This window comes from Bacillus sp. 0102A, from assembly GCF_036765155.1.
In the GTDB taxonomy this organism is placed as follows: domain Bacteria; phylum Bacillota; class Bacilli; order Bacillales; family Bacillaceae; genus Bacillus; species Bacillus subtilis_G.
Window position 1 is genome coordinate 140,371 of record NZ_JBAIZW010000004.1, and the last position, 17,230, is coordinate 157,600.

The window sequence follows — 17,230 nt, forward strand, 5'->3', positions numbered from 1 at the left end:
GATCTCGCTATAATGTCAGTATGTGCCCTCCGTCAAAGAAATAAAGCGCACATCCTTTTACCTTTGTTTTCGCAATTTGCTCAACCGCCTTCGTGTACAGCTGAAGTTGCGTTTCATATCGTTTCTTCAAGATCGGGGCCGCTCCTTCAAAGCCGTGCTGGAATTTGCCCTCAATCCGGTCTGATTTATAATCCAAGAGATATAAGCCGTTTTCAGTTTCATACAGACAGTCGATGATTCCCTGCACCAAAAGCGGCTCATCCGCCTCCTGTGCATCAGGATAGATTTCCTTGGCCGGAAACGCTAAACTAAATGGCACTTCCCGGTCCTTCCATTTAGCGCCGATCAGCTGTCCGCCGATTTCCGTCTGGAAAAATTGCACGATTTCTTCCATATCAATAGCGGCTTTTTGTTCTTCAGTGAGCAGCTCCTTTTCATAAAGACTGTGAACCGTCTGCTCCGCTTCTTCTATCGTCGGCACATGTGTCAGCGGGATATGCTGCATCACCGTATGCATGGCTGTCCCTTTCTCCGCCGCTGTCAGGCCCTGTTTCATCATAAAAGCGGGGCGCCTGTACAGAATGCTTCCGTCAACCGGTTTAACGGGAGCCCTGCCGCTGTATTCATCCTCGTACTCTCTTTTTCTCTTGATCTCAGAAACCGACTGCTTTGTTCGAATTTGTGTGACCTCTTGATGCGGGTATGTCCAGCTCAGCTGCTCGCGGGCTTTTTTATCAAATGCAAACGAGCCGGGAACTGGTTCACCTTTGCGGATCGCTTCTAAGCGCTCGCTTTTTTCTTCCATTCTTTCTTCCAAATCATCATCAAGCAAATCATAGGAATGAATCATTCGAACGGCAAAACGAGCCGGGTGTCCTGATATATCAGCATGCGCTGCCGCACCGTTTTCAGCTGAAGTCTCCAAATCTCTGTGTCTGGCAAGAGCCGGCCCGATGAAATCTAAATACGTTTTCGCCTGGTAGCGGTCAAATTCGGGCAGAAGCCAGTCAGGTTGGGACGCGGATGCCTGCCATTTTGCGAGCTGTTTCTGATGATCCTTGCACGAGCCAATCAGAAACAGTTTTTCTTTCGCCCTCGTTAATGCGACATAGAGAACACGCAATTCCTCTGACAGCAGCTCCCTGCGCATTTTTTTCTTCATCGCGATGAGCGGAAGCGTCGGGTAGCTGATGCGCATTTGCGGATGGATAAACTTCGTGCCAAATCCAAGCTCCTTGTCCAGCAGGTACGATTTGTTCAAGTCCATCATGTTGAAGTTCCGGCCGAGACCCGCCGCAAACACGACTGGAAATTCGAGCCCTTTGCTGCTGTGGATCGTCATTAAACGGACAACATCCTCCTGCTCGCTGAGCGCTCGCGCCGTTCCAAGATCATCCCCCCGCTCCTGCATGCGTTCGATAAACCGCAGGAAACGGAACAGGCCGCGAAATGCCGTCGATTCATATTGGCGCGCCCGGTCATAGAGAACACGCAAATTGGCCTGACGCTGTTTTCCGCCCGGCATTCCGCCGACATAATCCATGTATTTCGTGTCGCGGTACACTTCCCAAATCAGCTCAGATACTGAGTGGTTTTTCGAAAACGAACGCCATTTTTGCAGGTGACCGTAGAATGTTTGCAGCTTTTGATAAAGCTCGTCGTTCCGGTCACCAGTCGCCAAATAGTCTTTCATCGCTTCATAGTACGGCGCTTTTGTATTTTCAAGCCGGATCAAAGACAGCTCGTTTTCATCCGCCCCGACAATTGGTGAGCGCAGCACAGAGGCAAGCGGTATATCCTGATACGGGTTATCGATCACCTTCAGCACAGAAAGCGCGACGGCAACTTCGACCGCTTCAAAATAACCTGACGTTAAATTGGCGTAAACCGGTATGCCCTGTGCTCTCAGCTCCTCCATGATTTGCGGCGCCCACGGCATGGAACGGAGCAAAATCACGATATCGCGGTATTGAATATTGCGGTGTGTTTTCGTTTTTCCGTCATACACCTTAAATGGCGATGAAATCAGCTTGCGAATTTCCTTGGCGATCGCTTTCGCTTCGAACTGCACGGTTTCCAACTCTTCTGCTTCCTCACCTGCATCCGTCTCTTCTGTGTTGTCGATCAGCAGCAGCTCCGTTTTCGTCTCATCATTGTCCGGATACGCCGCACCAAGCTTCAGCTCAGCCTGCTCGTCATAATCAACCTCACCGATTTTGCCGCCCATCAGCTGTTTAAATAAAAAGTTTGTGCTGTCTAAAATATCAGTCCGGCTTCGAAAATTTTTATTCAAGTCAATTTTCCGTCCCGTACCTTCTCCGCTCTCTGTAAATCGTTTGTATTTGGAGAGGAAAAGAAGCGGCTCAGCAAGCCTGAATCGATAAATCGACTGTTTGACATCTCCTACCATAAACAGGTTGCCTGTCTCTTCCGGCCCGCTTGTGACGAGCTGCAGGATCGATTCCTGCACGAGGTTGGTATCCTGGTATTCGTCAACGAGCACCTCGCGAAACTGCTCCTGATAAAATCTTGCTGCCTCGCTCGGCTCGCGCTCACCTGTTTCATTCTCTGCTGTCAAAATGGATAAACAGTAATGCTCCAAATCAGAAAAATCAATGATTGATTTTTCCTGCTTTGCGGCTTCGAATCGTTTTCCGTAGCTGATGACAAGCTGTACAAGCGTTTCAATGACAGGCTTCATGTCGGCCAAGCTTTTCAAATGCTGTTCAGGACTTCTCGTGAAGTAATCGGTTTTAAGCTTTTCAAGCAGTTTTTTTGCGCTATTTCTCAAATCCGTCGCTTCTTCAAGGAGCGCAGGATCAAACTCGTCCCCTTTTACTGCTTTCGCGCGCTTAAAAGAGACTGCGGGCACCCGTTTATAAAGTTCAGTGAAATCACCCTGATGCTGAATCAGTTCATCAACCTGCGCAAGATCATCAAGAAAATTGTCAGCGCGCGGCGCGGGGCCGCCCGGCGCTTTCGTCAGCTCAAGCGCGCGCAAGAGCTTTTCCTTCACTCCGTTAAGCACCATGGCAATATCCTCTTTGACATATTGATAAAACGGAAGCTCTTCGATGGCGCTCTTTTCCGATACATCATACAAATGAACAAAGCTCTCCAGCCATGCCTCCGGGTTCGGGTGGGAACGGGAATACTCGTACACCTGTTTGACGAGAAATTGCAGATCCAGATCGTGCCGGTCTGTCGTGTAGCGGTCAACAAGCTCAAAAAACGCCTTCTCGCCCTTTGCGTATTCGTCTTCAAACAGCTCGTCCAGCACCTCATCCCCAAGCAGCTCGCCTTCTGTCTGATCAGCCATCCGAAAGCCCGGATCAAGATCGATCAAGTAGTAATATTTCTTCAGCACTTGCAGGCAAAAGGAATGAAGCGTCGAAATGCTGGCCCGGTTTAAAAGAGACAGCTGGCGCCTGATATGCAGTGATCCGGGGCGTTTTACAAGCTCTTTTTCCAAGGCATCCGCGATCCGGTGTTTCATCTCTGCCGCTGAGGCGTTTGTAAATGTCACAACGAGAAGCCGGTCTACATCAATCGGGTTTTCTTCCGCGGTGATTTTCCGGATCATTCGTTCAACGAGCACAGCGGTTTTTCCGGAGCCCGCCGCCGCTGCCACGAGAATATCCTGGCCGGTTGAAACAATGGCATTCCATTGGTCATCTGTCCATGTGCTGTCTGCCGGTTTAGGAATGTTCATTGCCATCCGCCTCCTTTTTTATCCACTCAAGTATCGTCTTGTCCTTTTCAGCCTTTAATGGGCGATACTCGTTTTCTTCTAATGATTCATCAAATTGGCATACTGATTTGAACGAACAGTATGTGCACGGCGTCTTGTTCTTCATTTTATACGGCTCAATCGATACACGTCCGTCGGTGATTTGTTCGCCTGCTTCTTGGAAGGTGCGGCGCACATGCTTCGTCAACAGCTCAAATTCCTTTTCGCCGACTGCCGCTGAATCCGACCTGAGAGAGCCGTCTTTCTTCAAGCCGGCGTTAATGATATTTGACCGTCCCTCTTGAAGGGTCGTATCCATGAGGCGAACCGCTTCCTGATCACCGAGGAGCAGGCCCTTCATTTTAAATTTCTTAAAGATCTCCTGTTCAATCTCGTCAAGCCCAAGCGGGAGATTAGATTGAATCATCGGGTCATGAATATGGAAATACAGCACTCCGGCCGGCGTCGCTCTCATTCCGAGCCAGTCGGCTGAATGTGTAATTGATAAGTCAAGGTACGTCAGCATTTGCAGCGCCAGTCCGTAATATACTTCCGCTAAGTCAAGGCCTTTGTCGCTTGATTTATAATCGACAATCCTGAGAAGCAGGCCTTTTGAGCTTTCCGCTTTATCGACACGGTCTATTCGCCCGACGAGTTCCATCGTACAGCCGTTTTTCAGTTTAAAGGTCAGCGGCGGAAGCGGCCCTTTTCCCCCAAAGCCCAATTCAAGCCCGATCGGCACGAATCCGCTCGCTTTCGCATGCTCGCTTAAAATACCAGACACACGGGTCACGATTTTTTGCAGCTTTTCCTTTACATAATAATGCCGGTTTGAGCTGAGCAAAATTTCCTTTTGCAGTTTCGGTGCCAGCCGTTCTACCGCATCAAAGGAAAACAGCTCGCACTGCTCCTTCGTTAAATCGCGCCAATCCATTTTTTGCTCACGCAGCCGGTCTGAAATCAGCTTTAAGCTGGAATGAAACAGCTGGCCGATATCCGGTGCTTCGAGTTTGAAAAATTGCCGTTCCTTCAGATGAAGCCCGTGTGACGCAAAATGGGAGAATGGGCACGCGTTAAAGCTTTCCATTCTCGATACACTGCCCTGAATGCGTTCGCCATAGAGCTGTCTCGACACGCCGTGATCAAGCTGCTTCACTTCATTTCGGAAAAACAGGCTTGAGAACAGTTTTTTCGATTGCAGCCTGTCCGGCTCACTCATCAGCATATTGTACGTGCTCCACCAAACGTCGCTGATGTCGTATTCCCGAGTCCATAATCTGAGCTGGCTTGCGGTAAAGGACTGTGCCACGCTTTTATTGACGACATACTTAAGTTGTTCTTCATCGCTGACCTGCTCAGGTTCATTTGTCAATAGGCGCTCCTTATGCTGCGGAAACAGTTCTTCCAGCCGCTTAATGATAATCGACGGCAAAAGCGTTTTTCCTTCCGCATCAGCAATCGGATACGACACATAAAGCCGGTCAGACGGACTGGAAAACGCCATATAGATGAGGAAATGCTCATCAAGCAGACGCTCCCGCCCGCCTGAGGAGAGTTCAATTCCTATGGTTTTCAGCCATTCCCGGTCATCGTCCGACAGCACCCCGTTTTCATCAGGACGCGCCGGCAGAACGCCGTCGTTTGCCCCCAGCACAAAGGTGCAAGCGGTGCCATACATTCTGGATAAATCCATATTGCCGACAAACACCTGGTCAAGCGCAGGCGGAATAAGAGAAAATGTGAGCGACTCCGCGCCGGCTTCCATCATTTGCTGAAACAAATCAAGAGAAATCTCATCATCCCCCATCATTTCAACAAACTCCTCAAGCAGCTGAATGACTGCATCCCACGCCTGCTGATGCTGCTGTGCTTCAATGATTTTGCCGTCTTCCTCGGCACGCTGTCTTTCCTGATCAAGCTTCAGCGGCACATCCGTCTCTTCCAGATAGCGGTAGAGCGCCTCCGCCCTCTCTTGGACCGTCTTTGCTTTTTTCATACGTTTCTGGAGCTGAAAAAGCGGCGGAACAATCCAGTCGCGTGTGTCATTCAGCATGTTTTCCATTTCGATTTCCTGATCGGTCTGCGCAAAATCATCATCCAATGACACAAAACGCCTGTAGTGGAAACGGTCGCCCTTTGTCCAGCGGTCGCCTTTAATACCGTAGGCGATACAGTAATTTTCAAGCTGATCGACCTGTTCTCTCACCTTCGTTTTCGGTTCGTTAAGCGGGAATAGCAGTTCGGTTTTCACGCAGCGAAACACCGCTTCATATCGCCAATTCCCTTTCAGAACATCAATGCTTGACCGGATAAATTCGATTAAAGGATGGTTCAGCATAGATGCTTTTCCGTCAATGAAATAAGGAATCTCGTAATCCGCGAAAACTTCCTTCACCATATCCTTATAGTCTTCCGTCTGGCGCGCAAGAATCGCTACATCTTTATAGCGATAGCCCTTCTCTCTGACAAGAGCATGAATTTCCCGGGCAATGCCTTCCAGCTCAGCTCGTCTGTTTGCGGCCTGCATCACAGTTAAGGCCTCTTGTTTTTCTGCGTACGGGACAGCCGGACGCGCTTCATACTGCGCCTCTAGATGCGCCAGTTCCGGCGTCTGCGTATGCCGCTCAGTTCCGCTTAGCTCTTTATAGGCAATGTCCAGATTCAGTTCCTTCGCCTTCTGATGCAGGCGGTAATAGGTTTTCCCCGTCATTCTGAACAATTCCAGTTCATGCGGCTCCCGCTCATATGACGGCTTGTCCGCTGTCAGCGAAAACGTGATATGCTCTGCATGAACCATAAGCTGCTCCAACACCCTGAATTCCTGCGGTGTAAACTGATAAAAGCCGTCCACATAGATATGCGCGCCTTTTATATCTTCCGCAAGCGGGATATGCTCTGACAGCAATGTCAAATAATCCTCAGAGTGAAGATATTGGTCTGAAAGGCTTTTTTCCATCTGCTGATACAGAATCGATAAGTCATGAAGCTTTTCAGATAAAACACGTTCCCCGCGATACTCGGAAGCCGTTCCGCTTTCCGCCATCCGGCGGATATCTTCCGGTTCCAGACAGTAACGCTTAAACTCTGTCAGCATGCGCTCTACCTGTGCGGTAAACCCGCTTTTGTCACTCGCTTTTTGATAGACTTTAAACTCCTGTTTATGCTCCTCAATGAGCTTCCGCAGGAGCATCTGTACGCCTGTGCTCGTAAGAAACGGCCTGCTCATTCCTCCTGTATGCTGGAGAACGCGCCATGCCAATCGTGAAAAACTGAACACTTGAGCGCGTATCATCCCGCCCATATCAGGCGTTTTAGCAAGCTCGTATTCCATTAAAAACGTCATTTGATCCGGGACTAGAAAAATGATCGGTTTCCCGAATGGAGCCCGGCGCAGTTCATCCTGAATGCTGTCGATGATCAGCTTCGTTTTTCCACTCCCGGACCTGCCTACTAAAAACTCTGCTCCCAAATTAGAAGACCCCTCTCTTTTTATCTCTATATATTTTATCGAATGTTGACGAAAATGACCAATCTGATTTATTGGTAAAAACGGCCTTTTCGCATATAAAAAGCTGAATTTCTCCGCACATGTCTCCCCGCCCTGCATATATTTTTTACAGAAGCCCAATTCCTAAGAATGGAGTTGAACCCTCTTGTATTACAACTGCTTCCCCTATCCGGCGCTATACCGGACAGATCCTGTTTTGATTCAGAATTTGGTAAAGGCCATTGACGGAGAATTCAGCGCGATTCAATGCTGCCGCAAGCTTGCCGAACTTGCCCGCCGCGACGAAATTAGAAAGCAGATAGATGACATCAGGCGTGCCGAAATGCGCCACCTCCGTGAATTTTCCACATTGTACGAAGCCATTACCGGCCAACACATGATGCCGAAACAAACGGGGGAATGCCCGGACAATTTCACGAGAGGGCTGAACGCCGCTTTTAAAGATGAACAAGAAACAGTCCACTTTTACTTGCGTGCGGCCGAGGAAACCTTAAACGTAAAAGCGAAAAGCCTCTTTACGCGCGCCGCACGGGATGAACAACATCACGCTGTCTGGTTTCTATACTATCTGACGGAACGTTACATATACCCTGCCTGTTTTTTCAAATAAAGCCAGAAAACATAAAACGATACACGCAGAGGGGATCGGCCACGGAGAAAAATTCTGATGCTTGTACCCGAGGCTCTTCAAAGCATGATGCGCGCGGCACAGAATATGAAAAGCATGGTCACGATCATTGCCAAGACCGCAGCATGGCAACGTCATAATAGACAGCGAGGGTTCAAGAAAGAACCCTCTTTTCATTTAGACAGCCACACGGAGTACAAATCAATCCATCCCTCTTCATCAAGCATCAGGCCTTTCACATTCTCGCTCGATGTCACCCGCAGCACATTTTGATACAGCGGAATTACATTGAATTCCTGTATAAGCTGGCGGTCAATGTCCTGCAGCATATTGATTCTCAAACAGCGGTCAGGCATCGAAAAAAAGCGTTCTGTCATTTCTGAGCATATCTGTTTCATCTTTTCAGATAGATGCTGGCACAAAAAACTGTTCTCAGACAGCAGCAAATGCAGAAAACCAAACTCACTGTCTTGATAAAACGTCGCACTGTCATGGATGATATCCCCCATCTGCACGATTTCGGGCCGGCGCAGATCAGCAGAATCACAAAATTGAAGTGTAAGCCTGATGCCATGTTGGGCGCAAACATTTTGAATCCACTCGGCGTCCTCGCGATGATCCGTTTCCGAAAAGGTATACAGCACCAGTGTTTCTCCTTTGTAGCCGCTCTGCTTCAGCAATTCAGAAGGTAAAACACCTCCCCAATCAAAAGGACTCGAATGTAAAAAAGACGTAACCGGGGTTTTGCGGTGCCCTCCCGCTTCACGAACGAGCCGTTCAGAGGAAATCAGCAGGCGGAGCGCTTTTCTAAAGCTTCGATGCCAAAGAGGCCCCTTCTTTTTCAGATTGACCGACAAATACTGAACATGCCGCTCGTCAAAAACCGTTTGCTTCTCAGAACATGTTTGTTTTTCTTGAATGGTAAAACCATTCATCTCTCCGGCTTGTTCAGAAAACACAAACTCAACGCGATCCAAAAAAGGCCGTCCCTTAAAGTAGCGCTCATTGGCTTCAAGCACAAGCATCCGGCCGTGCTGCTGCATCACCCGAAAAGGCCCTGTTCCATTGATTCCGCCGCCCTGTTCTGCCGGCAGAATGGACAGCCGTTCATCACAAAGAACATACGGCAAAAGTTCATTCGGCTTATCAAGTATGAGCTCCACGCAATAAGAGCTGTTTTCTAAGACTTGTTTCACTCCGTATAACAGCCATTTATATGGGTTGTCAGCCTGTGCCAAAAAGCGCCGAAGCGTAAATGCAACATCCCGCGCCGTCAGCGGCTGTCCGTTATGAAAAGACACACCCTTTCGAAGAAAAAATCTCCACCGTTTTTTCCCGTCCTCTTCCCATCCATGAACCAAATGAGGCTTCGGCTCCTGCACATCCGGATCAAACGTGAGCAGTGTATCAAATATTTGTTTGACGAAATGCCCCTCAGACCGCAAAAAGATGCGGCACGGGTCCAGGCTGCTGACAGCTTCAGGGGTGATGAACAGCCGAAGCACATCCTTCGCTCCATCCCCGCCAGTCTCTGTCACAAAGCCGAACACCTCAGAAAACCACATATCATATTCGTTTTGAAGCCCCGGAAACGCGGACTGATACTGCTGAATCAGTTCCTTTGCCTTCTTTAGCTTTCCGGCCATTGTATATTCCTTGGCGGTTTGAAAAAGCAGTTCCTCAGGCTGGCGAAGAAACGCGATTTTGGATTTGCGGCCGCGTCCCGCCCCGCTTTCCCGGATAATCCAATTCTTATTCTCCAGCTTATGTAATATAAGCTTTGCATTTCTTTCTGTACAAAATAAACAGTCAGCAATCTCAGTGAGCGTCATTTCATTCATTTGTCCATACGCAGCGTGTCCTGTTTTTACAAGTGCCACATAGTGCTCAATCAGCTTCAATCCCCGCACCTCCCGATAAAAGGGGAATCTTTTTCTCTTCTTTTCTTCACTTTTTGGGCCGCCATCCCTTCTATACACTACTACTATATCAAAACGCGAAAGGCGGCGATCACATGTTATCCAGCTTTCAATCTATTAAATCGAGATACACCGCTCCCGTTTGGCTCCGCTTTTTCGGCGAAATGCTGACAAGCCTGACAGGTGCAATGATGGGCCCTTTTATGGTGTTGTATCTGCATGAACAATTAAACGGCAGTGTTATGATCCCCATGCTGATCATCAGTCTTCAGCCATTTGCCGATATTTGCCTGACGCTCGTTGCAGGACGGGTGACGGACCGGCTTGGGCGGCGCACCGCGATTCTGATCGCATTGCTTCTGCAATCAGCGGCAATGACGGGGTTTGTGTTTGCTGAGCATGCGTATGTTTTCGCCTTTCTCTATGTCATGAATGGTGTTGGGAGATCATTGTACATTCCTGCCTCCCGCGCCCAAATTGCCGAAAGCACGCCGGAAAGCAGACGTTCTGAAGTGTTTGCGGTCATCAATGCGATCTATTCAGCAGGCCTGACGGCGGGGCCTGTGCTGGGGGTGCTGCTGTACAATCATAACCCCGTTTGGATATTCGCTTTAGATGCCGCGGCGTTGTTCATCTACTTTCTGATCGCTGCACTGAAACTGCCAGAAACGAAGCCGCTACACACAGCTGCAACACCGGAAATGTCCGAGAGCTTTACAATATACAAACCCGTGCTGTTTCTTTTGCTGCTGTCTCTTCCCATCAGCATGTTATACGCGCAAACAGAAACAACATACAGGCTGTTCAGCAAAAACATGTTTTCTGATTATCTGTCCATGCTGACCATCTACTCGGCGGCAAAAGCTTTATTCAGCTTTGTCCTCCAAGTTCCTCTTGTCAAAGGGACAGAAAAGCTTTCAATGAAAACAATCCTTTTCATTACTTATATCTGCTACTCCCTTGCTGCTGCCGGCTTTGCATGTTCAACCTCCGTGACCATGCTATTAGTGACGGCAGCCGTGATGACGGTTGGCGAAAGCATCGGATTAACTCACATCCAGACCTTCATCTCGAGATTGGCACCGCCTCATCTGCTCGGCCGGTTTTATGCGGTATACGGCCTGCATTGGGATATATCCCGCTCAATCGGACCACTGGCAGGCGGATTGATCCTGACATCGTTTGGCGGAGAAGTGATTTTCTACGCTCTTACCGTATGTTTGTTAGCAGCAGGTTTATGTCTGACTTACACAATAGAAAAGCTCGAACACCAGGTCATAAGAAAAGCGAATGGCAAATAGAAAATAATTCATCATTTCTTTATCAACGAAAATATACTATAGTAATCATACATTCACTACGTGAACAATTGGAGTGTTACGTGAGAAGGAAGAAGGGTTTTACATTGAAGAAAGACGAACATCTCCTCAAAGATCTATGGTTTATCGCAATCAGTGCAGCCGGGGGATTTATTCTTTCATTAACCGGAATATCAATTGGATGGATGATCGGAACGCTGATTATCGCCTGCTGCCTCGCCATGATACGGCCGGCATGGCTGATGATGGCGCCGGACCAAAAAGGAATTAACCGCCGATGGCTCGCCCTCGGGCAAGTGATTCTCGGCATAGAATTGGGCCAAAAGCTGAATTTATCCGTTCTCTCTGTCCTCAAAGACCATTGGTTTTCAGTCGGCGTTATGCTGGTATTGTCTATACTTATGGCCATGCTGTCGGGATATGTGCTTTGGCGTTTCAGCAAAACGGATATGATGACCAGCTTTGTCGGTACGGCTCCCGGCGGGCTGTCCGCCATGCCCAGCATCGCACAGGAGGTCGGCGCCAATACTGCCATTGTCAGCCTCGTTCAAATGATGCGGGTGCTGCTCGTGGTGCTTTCCATTCCATTTTTAGTCATCCTGATCTATACAAAACAAGATCGTTCCGCAAGTGCCGCAGCAGAAACGCTTTCCTCAGCAACGACGGATTTTAGGCTCGCTCCCGTTTTGTGGACTGCCGTTCTGATTCTCGCTGCCTGGGGCGCTTGCAAAGCTGCGAAATGTTTAAAATTTCCGGCTCCATGGCTGCTCGGCAGCATGCTCGGTGCAGCTCTTATACATGTTGGCGGTGCTGCGGTGACAGGGCAAGACATGACGGCATGGTGGCCGTCACAAGCTAACCATGTGTCGCAAGTATTTCTCGGGGCAACGATCGGCTCTAAGATGTACAAAAGCATGTTTACCGGCGTCACCCGCATTATCATCGTCGGATTTGTCTCATCCGTCGGTTTAATCGCGACTATGTTTTTAAGCGCCGTGATCGTTTCCAAGCTGACAGGAATCTCACTCATCACTTCTGTTCTGGCATTTGCGCCTGGCGGCATTGCAGAAATGGCGACGACATCTGTTACCTTGCATGCCGATTCCACCTTTGTCGTTGCGGTTCAGGTCATACGCGTCATCCTTGTCATTGCCCTATTGCCGCCGTTTTATCGCCTGCTTCACCATCTTCATGGGGAGAAAAAAGGCACAGAGAGTTCGATAAGCGGCAGCAATCCCTAGTTGAAAAAAATTCACAAGTGGTATATTTAAATGGAAAAGAGAATTGTTCACTCTATTCTGTAGAGTATGGAACACTTCAAAATGGGGCAGGTAAGTGTAAATAGCTTCAATCAAGATATTTCGTTGTTAATCGAGACAGCTCGTCGAAAGTATGAGAATGCGTTGATTGAAATTGCTGACACAAACGAATTACAAGTAACAGCGGATACATCATAGAGAGCCATGAGCAATGAAAAATCATCAAGACTCCTGATGGATCTGTTGAAATGGAGTTTATGAAGGAAGTCACTCTAGATTACCACTCTTGCTTAAAGCATAGGGTGGTTTTTTTATTGTATATGTCTGCTCATCCGCATTGCTGAACAAAAATTTGTTTGATCAGATAACTTGCATCAGATTTGAAGTAATGCTGCCAGAGGGCGAAATGAAAGGCGAAGAAATCATTGACGACTTTGGTATAGGAGCATTTGTGAGAATTTCAAAAAACAGGCTTCCTGATTGAAAAAGAGGTTAAATATGAATAACCTCTTTTTCTATATAAAGATATAAAATGATACGGAAGTGAAAACCTAGAGTTAAGTTGATTCTCTTATAATAAGATTTGTTGGCAGTTTAATAATTTTTCTGTTTAAAGAAGTGTTACCCGAAATATACTCGATTATTTTCAACACAGCCTGTTGACCTAATTCTATTACGGGAATATCAATTGTTGTTATGGTCGGAGTAACGACTTGGCAAATCAATTGGTTGTCAAAACCAATTACAGCTAAATCTTCTGGAACATGAAAGCCATTTTTTATCGCCTGTTTAATAATCCCTGCAGCGACTTGATCATTTCCTGTAAATATTGCTGAGGGTCTGTCTTTTAAATCCTTTATCTTATTAAAAACACGAAAGCCATCCTCGATATTAAACAATTCGCCGAATATCCATTCGTTTCTATGATGTAAATTGTAATCTTGTAAAGCTTTCAAGTAACCCTCTTTCCTCTGACATTGAGCTTCGCTATATGGAGTATCAAAACAAAATCCAATTTTTTTATGTCCTCTTTCAATTAAATGTTCAACCCCCATGTATGCGGCTTCAAATTCATCATACCCAATGATCGTGATGTCCGCTGAGTGATGATATTCATTACATAATAAGATAGGACCATACTTTAAGAAAGGGGATATCTTATCCCATTCATTTTCTAAAGTTCCAAGAATAATACCATCAACTTCTTTGTGTTTCAATAACTCTAATAGTTCTATCTCTGTCTGTTGGTCATAAAAGGTTTGAAATACAATGACCTTGTAATTCTTAAACAGCGCTTCATGAGAGACCCCTTTTATTAATTGAGCAAAAAATGGATGGTCGATACTCGGAACCGATAAAGCTATCGTTTGTGTCTTATTTCTCCTAAAATTCCGAGCTAAATAATTGGGCGTGTAGTCAAGTTCGTTAATAGCGTTTAAGATCATATCTCTTTTTTCTTTCGACACATAAGGGTGATTATTCAATACTCTTGATACTGTGGTTTTAGACACGTTGCATAATTTTGCTATCTCATCAATTGTAGGCATATTTTCCCTTCCTTAAAAAAGTTATTGACATGTTATCGGTTTCAGAAATTAGGATAAATTTGTAACAAATTTTAAGATTAAAAAAATCACTGGAGGTACTGTTCATGCAAAAACAGGTTAAAGTTTTAGGTAAAAGTAAAGAAAACATGTTACTACTAAAACACTTAAAAGGTGACGTACAAGGAAAAGAACTTGTTATTGAAGACAGTATTGTAAACGAGCGGTGGAGACAAGTATTAAAAGAAAATACAGATATTGAAAATGACCTTTTCAACTACCAAAAAAATCGCGAAATAAGTAAAGTCCCTTTTATGCCTGTCGATAGATTAATAACCAATGATGAAGTGGATGATATCTTAAATGCTTTAACTAAAGTTTTGCCAACTGGAAAATTTACGAGCGGTTCCTATTTAGATCAATTCGAAAATGTTTTATCTACATATTTACATAAAAGGTATGTAATTGCAACCAGCAGTGGAACGGATGCTATTATGATAGGATTATTGGCTTTAGGATTAAACCGAGGGGATGAAGTGATCATGCCGGCTAATAGCTTTTCAGCTACTGAAAATGCTGTGTTAGCTGTGGGAGGCGTTCCTATCTATGTAGATATTAACCCACAAACATTCTGCATCGATCCTAACAAAATTGAGGAAGCAATAACTCCTTATACAAAGTTTATTCTACCTGTGCATTTATACGGAAAACATTCAGAAATGAAGCATATCCGTCAAATAGCAAATCGTTATAAATTAAAAGTCATTGAGGATGCTTGCCAAGGAATTGGACTGACAGACTTAGGAAAGTATGCAGACATCACTACATTAAGTTTTAATCCATATAAGAATTTTGGTGTTTGTGGTAAGGCTGGGGCAATAGCAACTGATGATGAAGAACTCGCTAAAAAATGCATTCAATTTAGTTATCATGGTTTTGAAGTAAATGTGAAAAATAAGAAAGTCATCAATTTTGGATTTAATTCAAAAATGGACAATATACAGGCAGCAATTGGTTTAGAGAGAATGAAGTATCTTTCATTAAACAACTTCAAAAGATTATTCTTGGCGGATAGATACATTACTCAACTAGCAGAATTACAGAATAAAGGCCTTATTGAATTACCAGAATTAAGTGAAGATCATGTGTGGCATCTGTTTCCTATTAAGGTAAGAACAGAAGATAGAACAGATATCATGACTAAATTAAATAAAGATTTTGGTGTTCAAACAGATGTATATTATCCAGTACTGTCTCATATGCAAAAAACTCCTTTAGTACAGGAAAAGTATGCAAAACTCCAATTGGTTCATACGGAAAAGGCTCATAGTCAGGTACTGCATTTGCCTTTATATCCGTCATTTACTTTAGAAGAGCAAGACAGAGTAATGGAGGGACTGTTTCATGTTATTAAGCAAGATGTCGGAGTATAAAACGTTATCCAAGGTTGAACATCCTAAGTATATTGTTTTTTGTGATTTTGATGAAACGTATTTTCCGCATACAATCGATGAACAGAAACAACAAGACATATATGAACTCGAAGACTATCTAGAACAAAAAAGTAAAGCTGGGGAACTACTAATCGGATGGGTTACTGGGAGTAGTATAGAATCTATTCTCGATAAAATGGAACGAGGAAAATTTAGATATTTCCCGCATTTTATAGCTAGTGATCTTGGAACTGAAATTACGTACTTTTCAGAGCATAACTTCGGACAGCAAGATAATGAGTGGAACAGTCGTATAAATGAAGAGTTTAGTAAAGAAAAGATTGAAATGCTCGTGAACCAGTTACACGAAAAAAATAACATTCTTTTGAATCCTCAAACTCAATTAGGAAAGTCACGGTATAAGCATAATTTTTATTATCAGGAACAAGATGAAATAAACGACAAGAAAAACCTGTTAACAATTGAAAAAATCTGCGAGGAATACGGAGTTTCAGTTAATATAAATCGCTGTAATCCCTTAGCAGGTGATCCAGAAGACAGCTATGATGTGGATTTTATACCCATGGGTACGGGGAAGAATGAAATTGTGAAGTTTATGTTAGAGAAATACAACCTAAATACCGAAAAAGCGATCGCATTTGGAGATAGCGGAAATGATGTTCGTATGTTACAAGCAGTCGGGAATGGATATCTGTTAAAAAATGCAACACAAGAAGCCAAAAACCTGCACCAACTTATATCTGATAGTGAGTACTCAAAAGGAATTACCAATACCTTAAAAAAAATCATTGGATAATGAGGAGGAATTAGATATGAAGAAGATTGGTATTATAGGTGCAGGTGGTATTGCAAGAGCTCATGCAACTGCTTTATCTACAATAAAAAATGCAGAGTTAGTAGGGGTGTATGACATCAATCAACAAAACGCGGAAAGCTTTGTTAAAACTTTCGGTGGGAAAGCATATGAAAATGCAGATGAACTAATTGATGTCTCAGAAGGTTTAATTGTAGCATCTCCAAACTTTTGCCATAAAGAACATGCTTTGCAAGCATTAGCAAAACATAAGCATGTATTGTGTGAAAAGCCTATGGCTATTTCTCTTGAGGAAGCAAGCATAATGAAAGATACTGCTGAAAGGTTAGACGTAAGAGCTAGTATGGGATTTAATTATAGATATCTGTCTTATGTAAATATCTTGAAAAGTTTAATTATCAATCATGAACTAGGTAACATACTGTCCATAAAAGTACACTTCAAGAAAAACAGTGCAATTAGACGTAAGAAGTTTACTTGGAGAGATGACGCTAATAGTAAGAAGACTAGTGGATCATTGGGGGATCTTGGTATTCACCTTATCGACATGGTATGGTATTTGTTTGAGAGTGACTTCATCCCAGAATCAGTAAGGGCAAAGATGAACACAAATGTAAAAACAAAAGAGGATAAACAGGTACTTGTAGATGACTATGCAGAAATTTATGGTCAACTGAAGAACAAGGTATTTGTAAATATCATCACATCAAAATGTTCTGTACCTGAAGACTGTGGTTTTAGCATTGAGGTAGTTGGACACAAAAAAGAGTTTAAATACCACACAGGTAATCCTCACATTTACAAACTCATAGATGGCTTGAACGTGGTAGACTGCCCGGTACCGCAAAGTCTATTAAACGATCCGCCAAACGAATTTTATGGTTGGGCTGATTCTTTTAGAAACGAGTTAATCAATTGGATTGCATCAACTCAGAAAGATTGGATTGAGATCCCTTCTTTTAACGATGGTTTTAGATCTCAGGAAGTATTAGAAATGTTCTTTGAGAAAGATAGCAACCCTCAAACAATGTCTGTTCTTTAGCAGTCAATTCGTA

The 17,230-nt window shown here is 44.8% G+C and carries 10 protein-coding genes; 6 read left to right on the forward strand and 4 right to left on the reverse strand.

Annotation, left to right across the window (positions count from 1 at the left end; translation table 11 throughout):
- Window positions 1-7: 7 nt before the first annotated feature.
- Together addA and addB are read right to left on the reverse strand one after the other, a co-directional pair.
- Window positions 8-3,712, reverse strand: a complete 3,705-nt coding sequence (gene addA / locus V6D41_RS11300; RefSeq protein WP_333518260.1) for a helicase-exonuclease AddAB subunit AddA — start codon at window positions 3,710-3,712, stop codon at window positions 8-10.
- On the reverse strand, window positions 3,699-7,199 hold the full coding sequence (gene addB, locus V6D41_RS11305) for a helicase-exonuclease AddAB subunit AddB (RefSeq protein WP_333518261.1): 3,501 nt from the start codon (window positions 7,197-7,199) through the stop codon (window positions 3,699-3,701). The genes addA and addB overlap by 14 nt, the downstream gene beginning before the upstream one ends.
- A 184-nt stretch (window positions 7,200-7,383) precedes the next feature.
- On the opposite strand from addB, the gene V6D41_RS11310 reads away from it, so the two are divergent.
- Window positions 7,384-7,848, forward strand: a complete 465-nt coding sequence (locus tag V6D41_RS11310) for a ferritin family protein (RefSeq protein ID WP_333518262.1) — start codon at window positions 7,384-7,386, stop codon at window positions 7,846-7,848.
- A gap of 191 nt (window positions 7,849-8,039) precedes the next feature.
- Here the strand turns inward: V6D41_RS11310 and V6D41_RS11315 are convergent, their stop codons facing one another.
- Window positions 8,040-9,767 (reverse strand): SgrR family transcriptional regulator, encoded by a 1,728-nt coding sequence (locus tag V6D41_RS11315; RefSeq protein WP_333518263.1) that lies wholly within the window; start codon window positions 9,765-9,767, stop codon window positions 8,040-8,042.
- A gap of 113 nt (window positions 9,768-9,880) precedes the next feature.
- On the opposite strand from V6D41_RS11315, the gene V6D41_RS11320 reads away from it, so the two are divergent.
- On the forward strand, window positions 9,881-11,086 hold the full coding sequence (locus V6D41_RS11320) for an MDR family MFS transporter (protein ID WP_333518264.1): 1,206 nt from the start codon (window positions 9,881-9,883) through the stop codon (window positions 11,084-11,086).
- Window positions 11,087-11,190: 104 nt separating this feature from the next.
- Window positions 11,191-12,345, forward strand: a complete 1,155-nt coding sequence (locus V6D41_RS11325) for an AbrB family transcriptional regulator (protein ID WP_333518265.1) — start codon at window positions 11,191-11,193, stop codon at window positions 12,343-12,345.
- Between the two features lie 575 nt (window positions 12,346-12,920).
- Here the strand turns inward: V6D41_RS11325 and ntdR are convergent.
- Window positions 12,921-13,910 carry an NTD biosynthesis operon transcriptional regulator NtdR gene (ntdR, locus tag V6D41_RS11330; RefSeq protein ID WP_333518266.1) on the reverse strand — a complete coding sequence of 330 codons (990 nt, stop codon included), beginning with the start codon at window positions 13,908-13,910 and terminating at the stop codon, window positions 12,921-12,923.
- Between the two features lie 104 nt (window positions 13,911-14,014).
- Between ntdR and V6D41_RS11335 the strand changes: the two genes are divergently transcribed.
- The 3 genes from V6D41_RS11335 to ntdC are packed head-to-tail and all read left to right on the forward strand — an operon-like array spanning window position 14,015 to window position 17,217.
- Window positions 14,015-15,340 (forward strand): DegT/DnrJ/EryC1/StrS family aminotransferase, encoded by a 1,326-nt coding sequence (locus V6D41_RS11335; protein WP_333518267.1) that lies wholly within the window; start codon window positions 14,015-14,017, stop codon window positions 15,338-15,340.
- Complete coding sequence (locus V6D41_RS11340; RefSeq protein WP_333518268.1) at window positions 15,312-16,157, forward strand: HAD-IIB family hydrolase; 846 nt, start codon at window positions 15,312-15,314, stop codon at window positions 16,155-16,157. Before V6D41_RS11335 ends, V6D41_RS11340 begins: the two co-directional genes overlap by 29 nt.
- Window positions 16,158-16,173: 16 nt before the next feature.
- Window positions 16,174-17,217 (forward strand): glucose-6-phosphate 3-dehydrogenase NdtC, encoded by a 1,044-nt coding sequence (gene ntdC / locus V6D41_RS11345; RefSeq protein WP_333518269.1) that lies wholly within the window; start codon window positions 16,174-16,176, stop codon window positions 17,215-17,217.
- The last annotated feature ends 13 nt before the right edge of the window (window positions 17,218-17,230 follow it).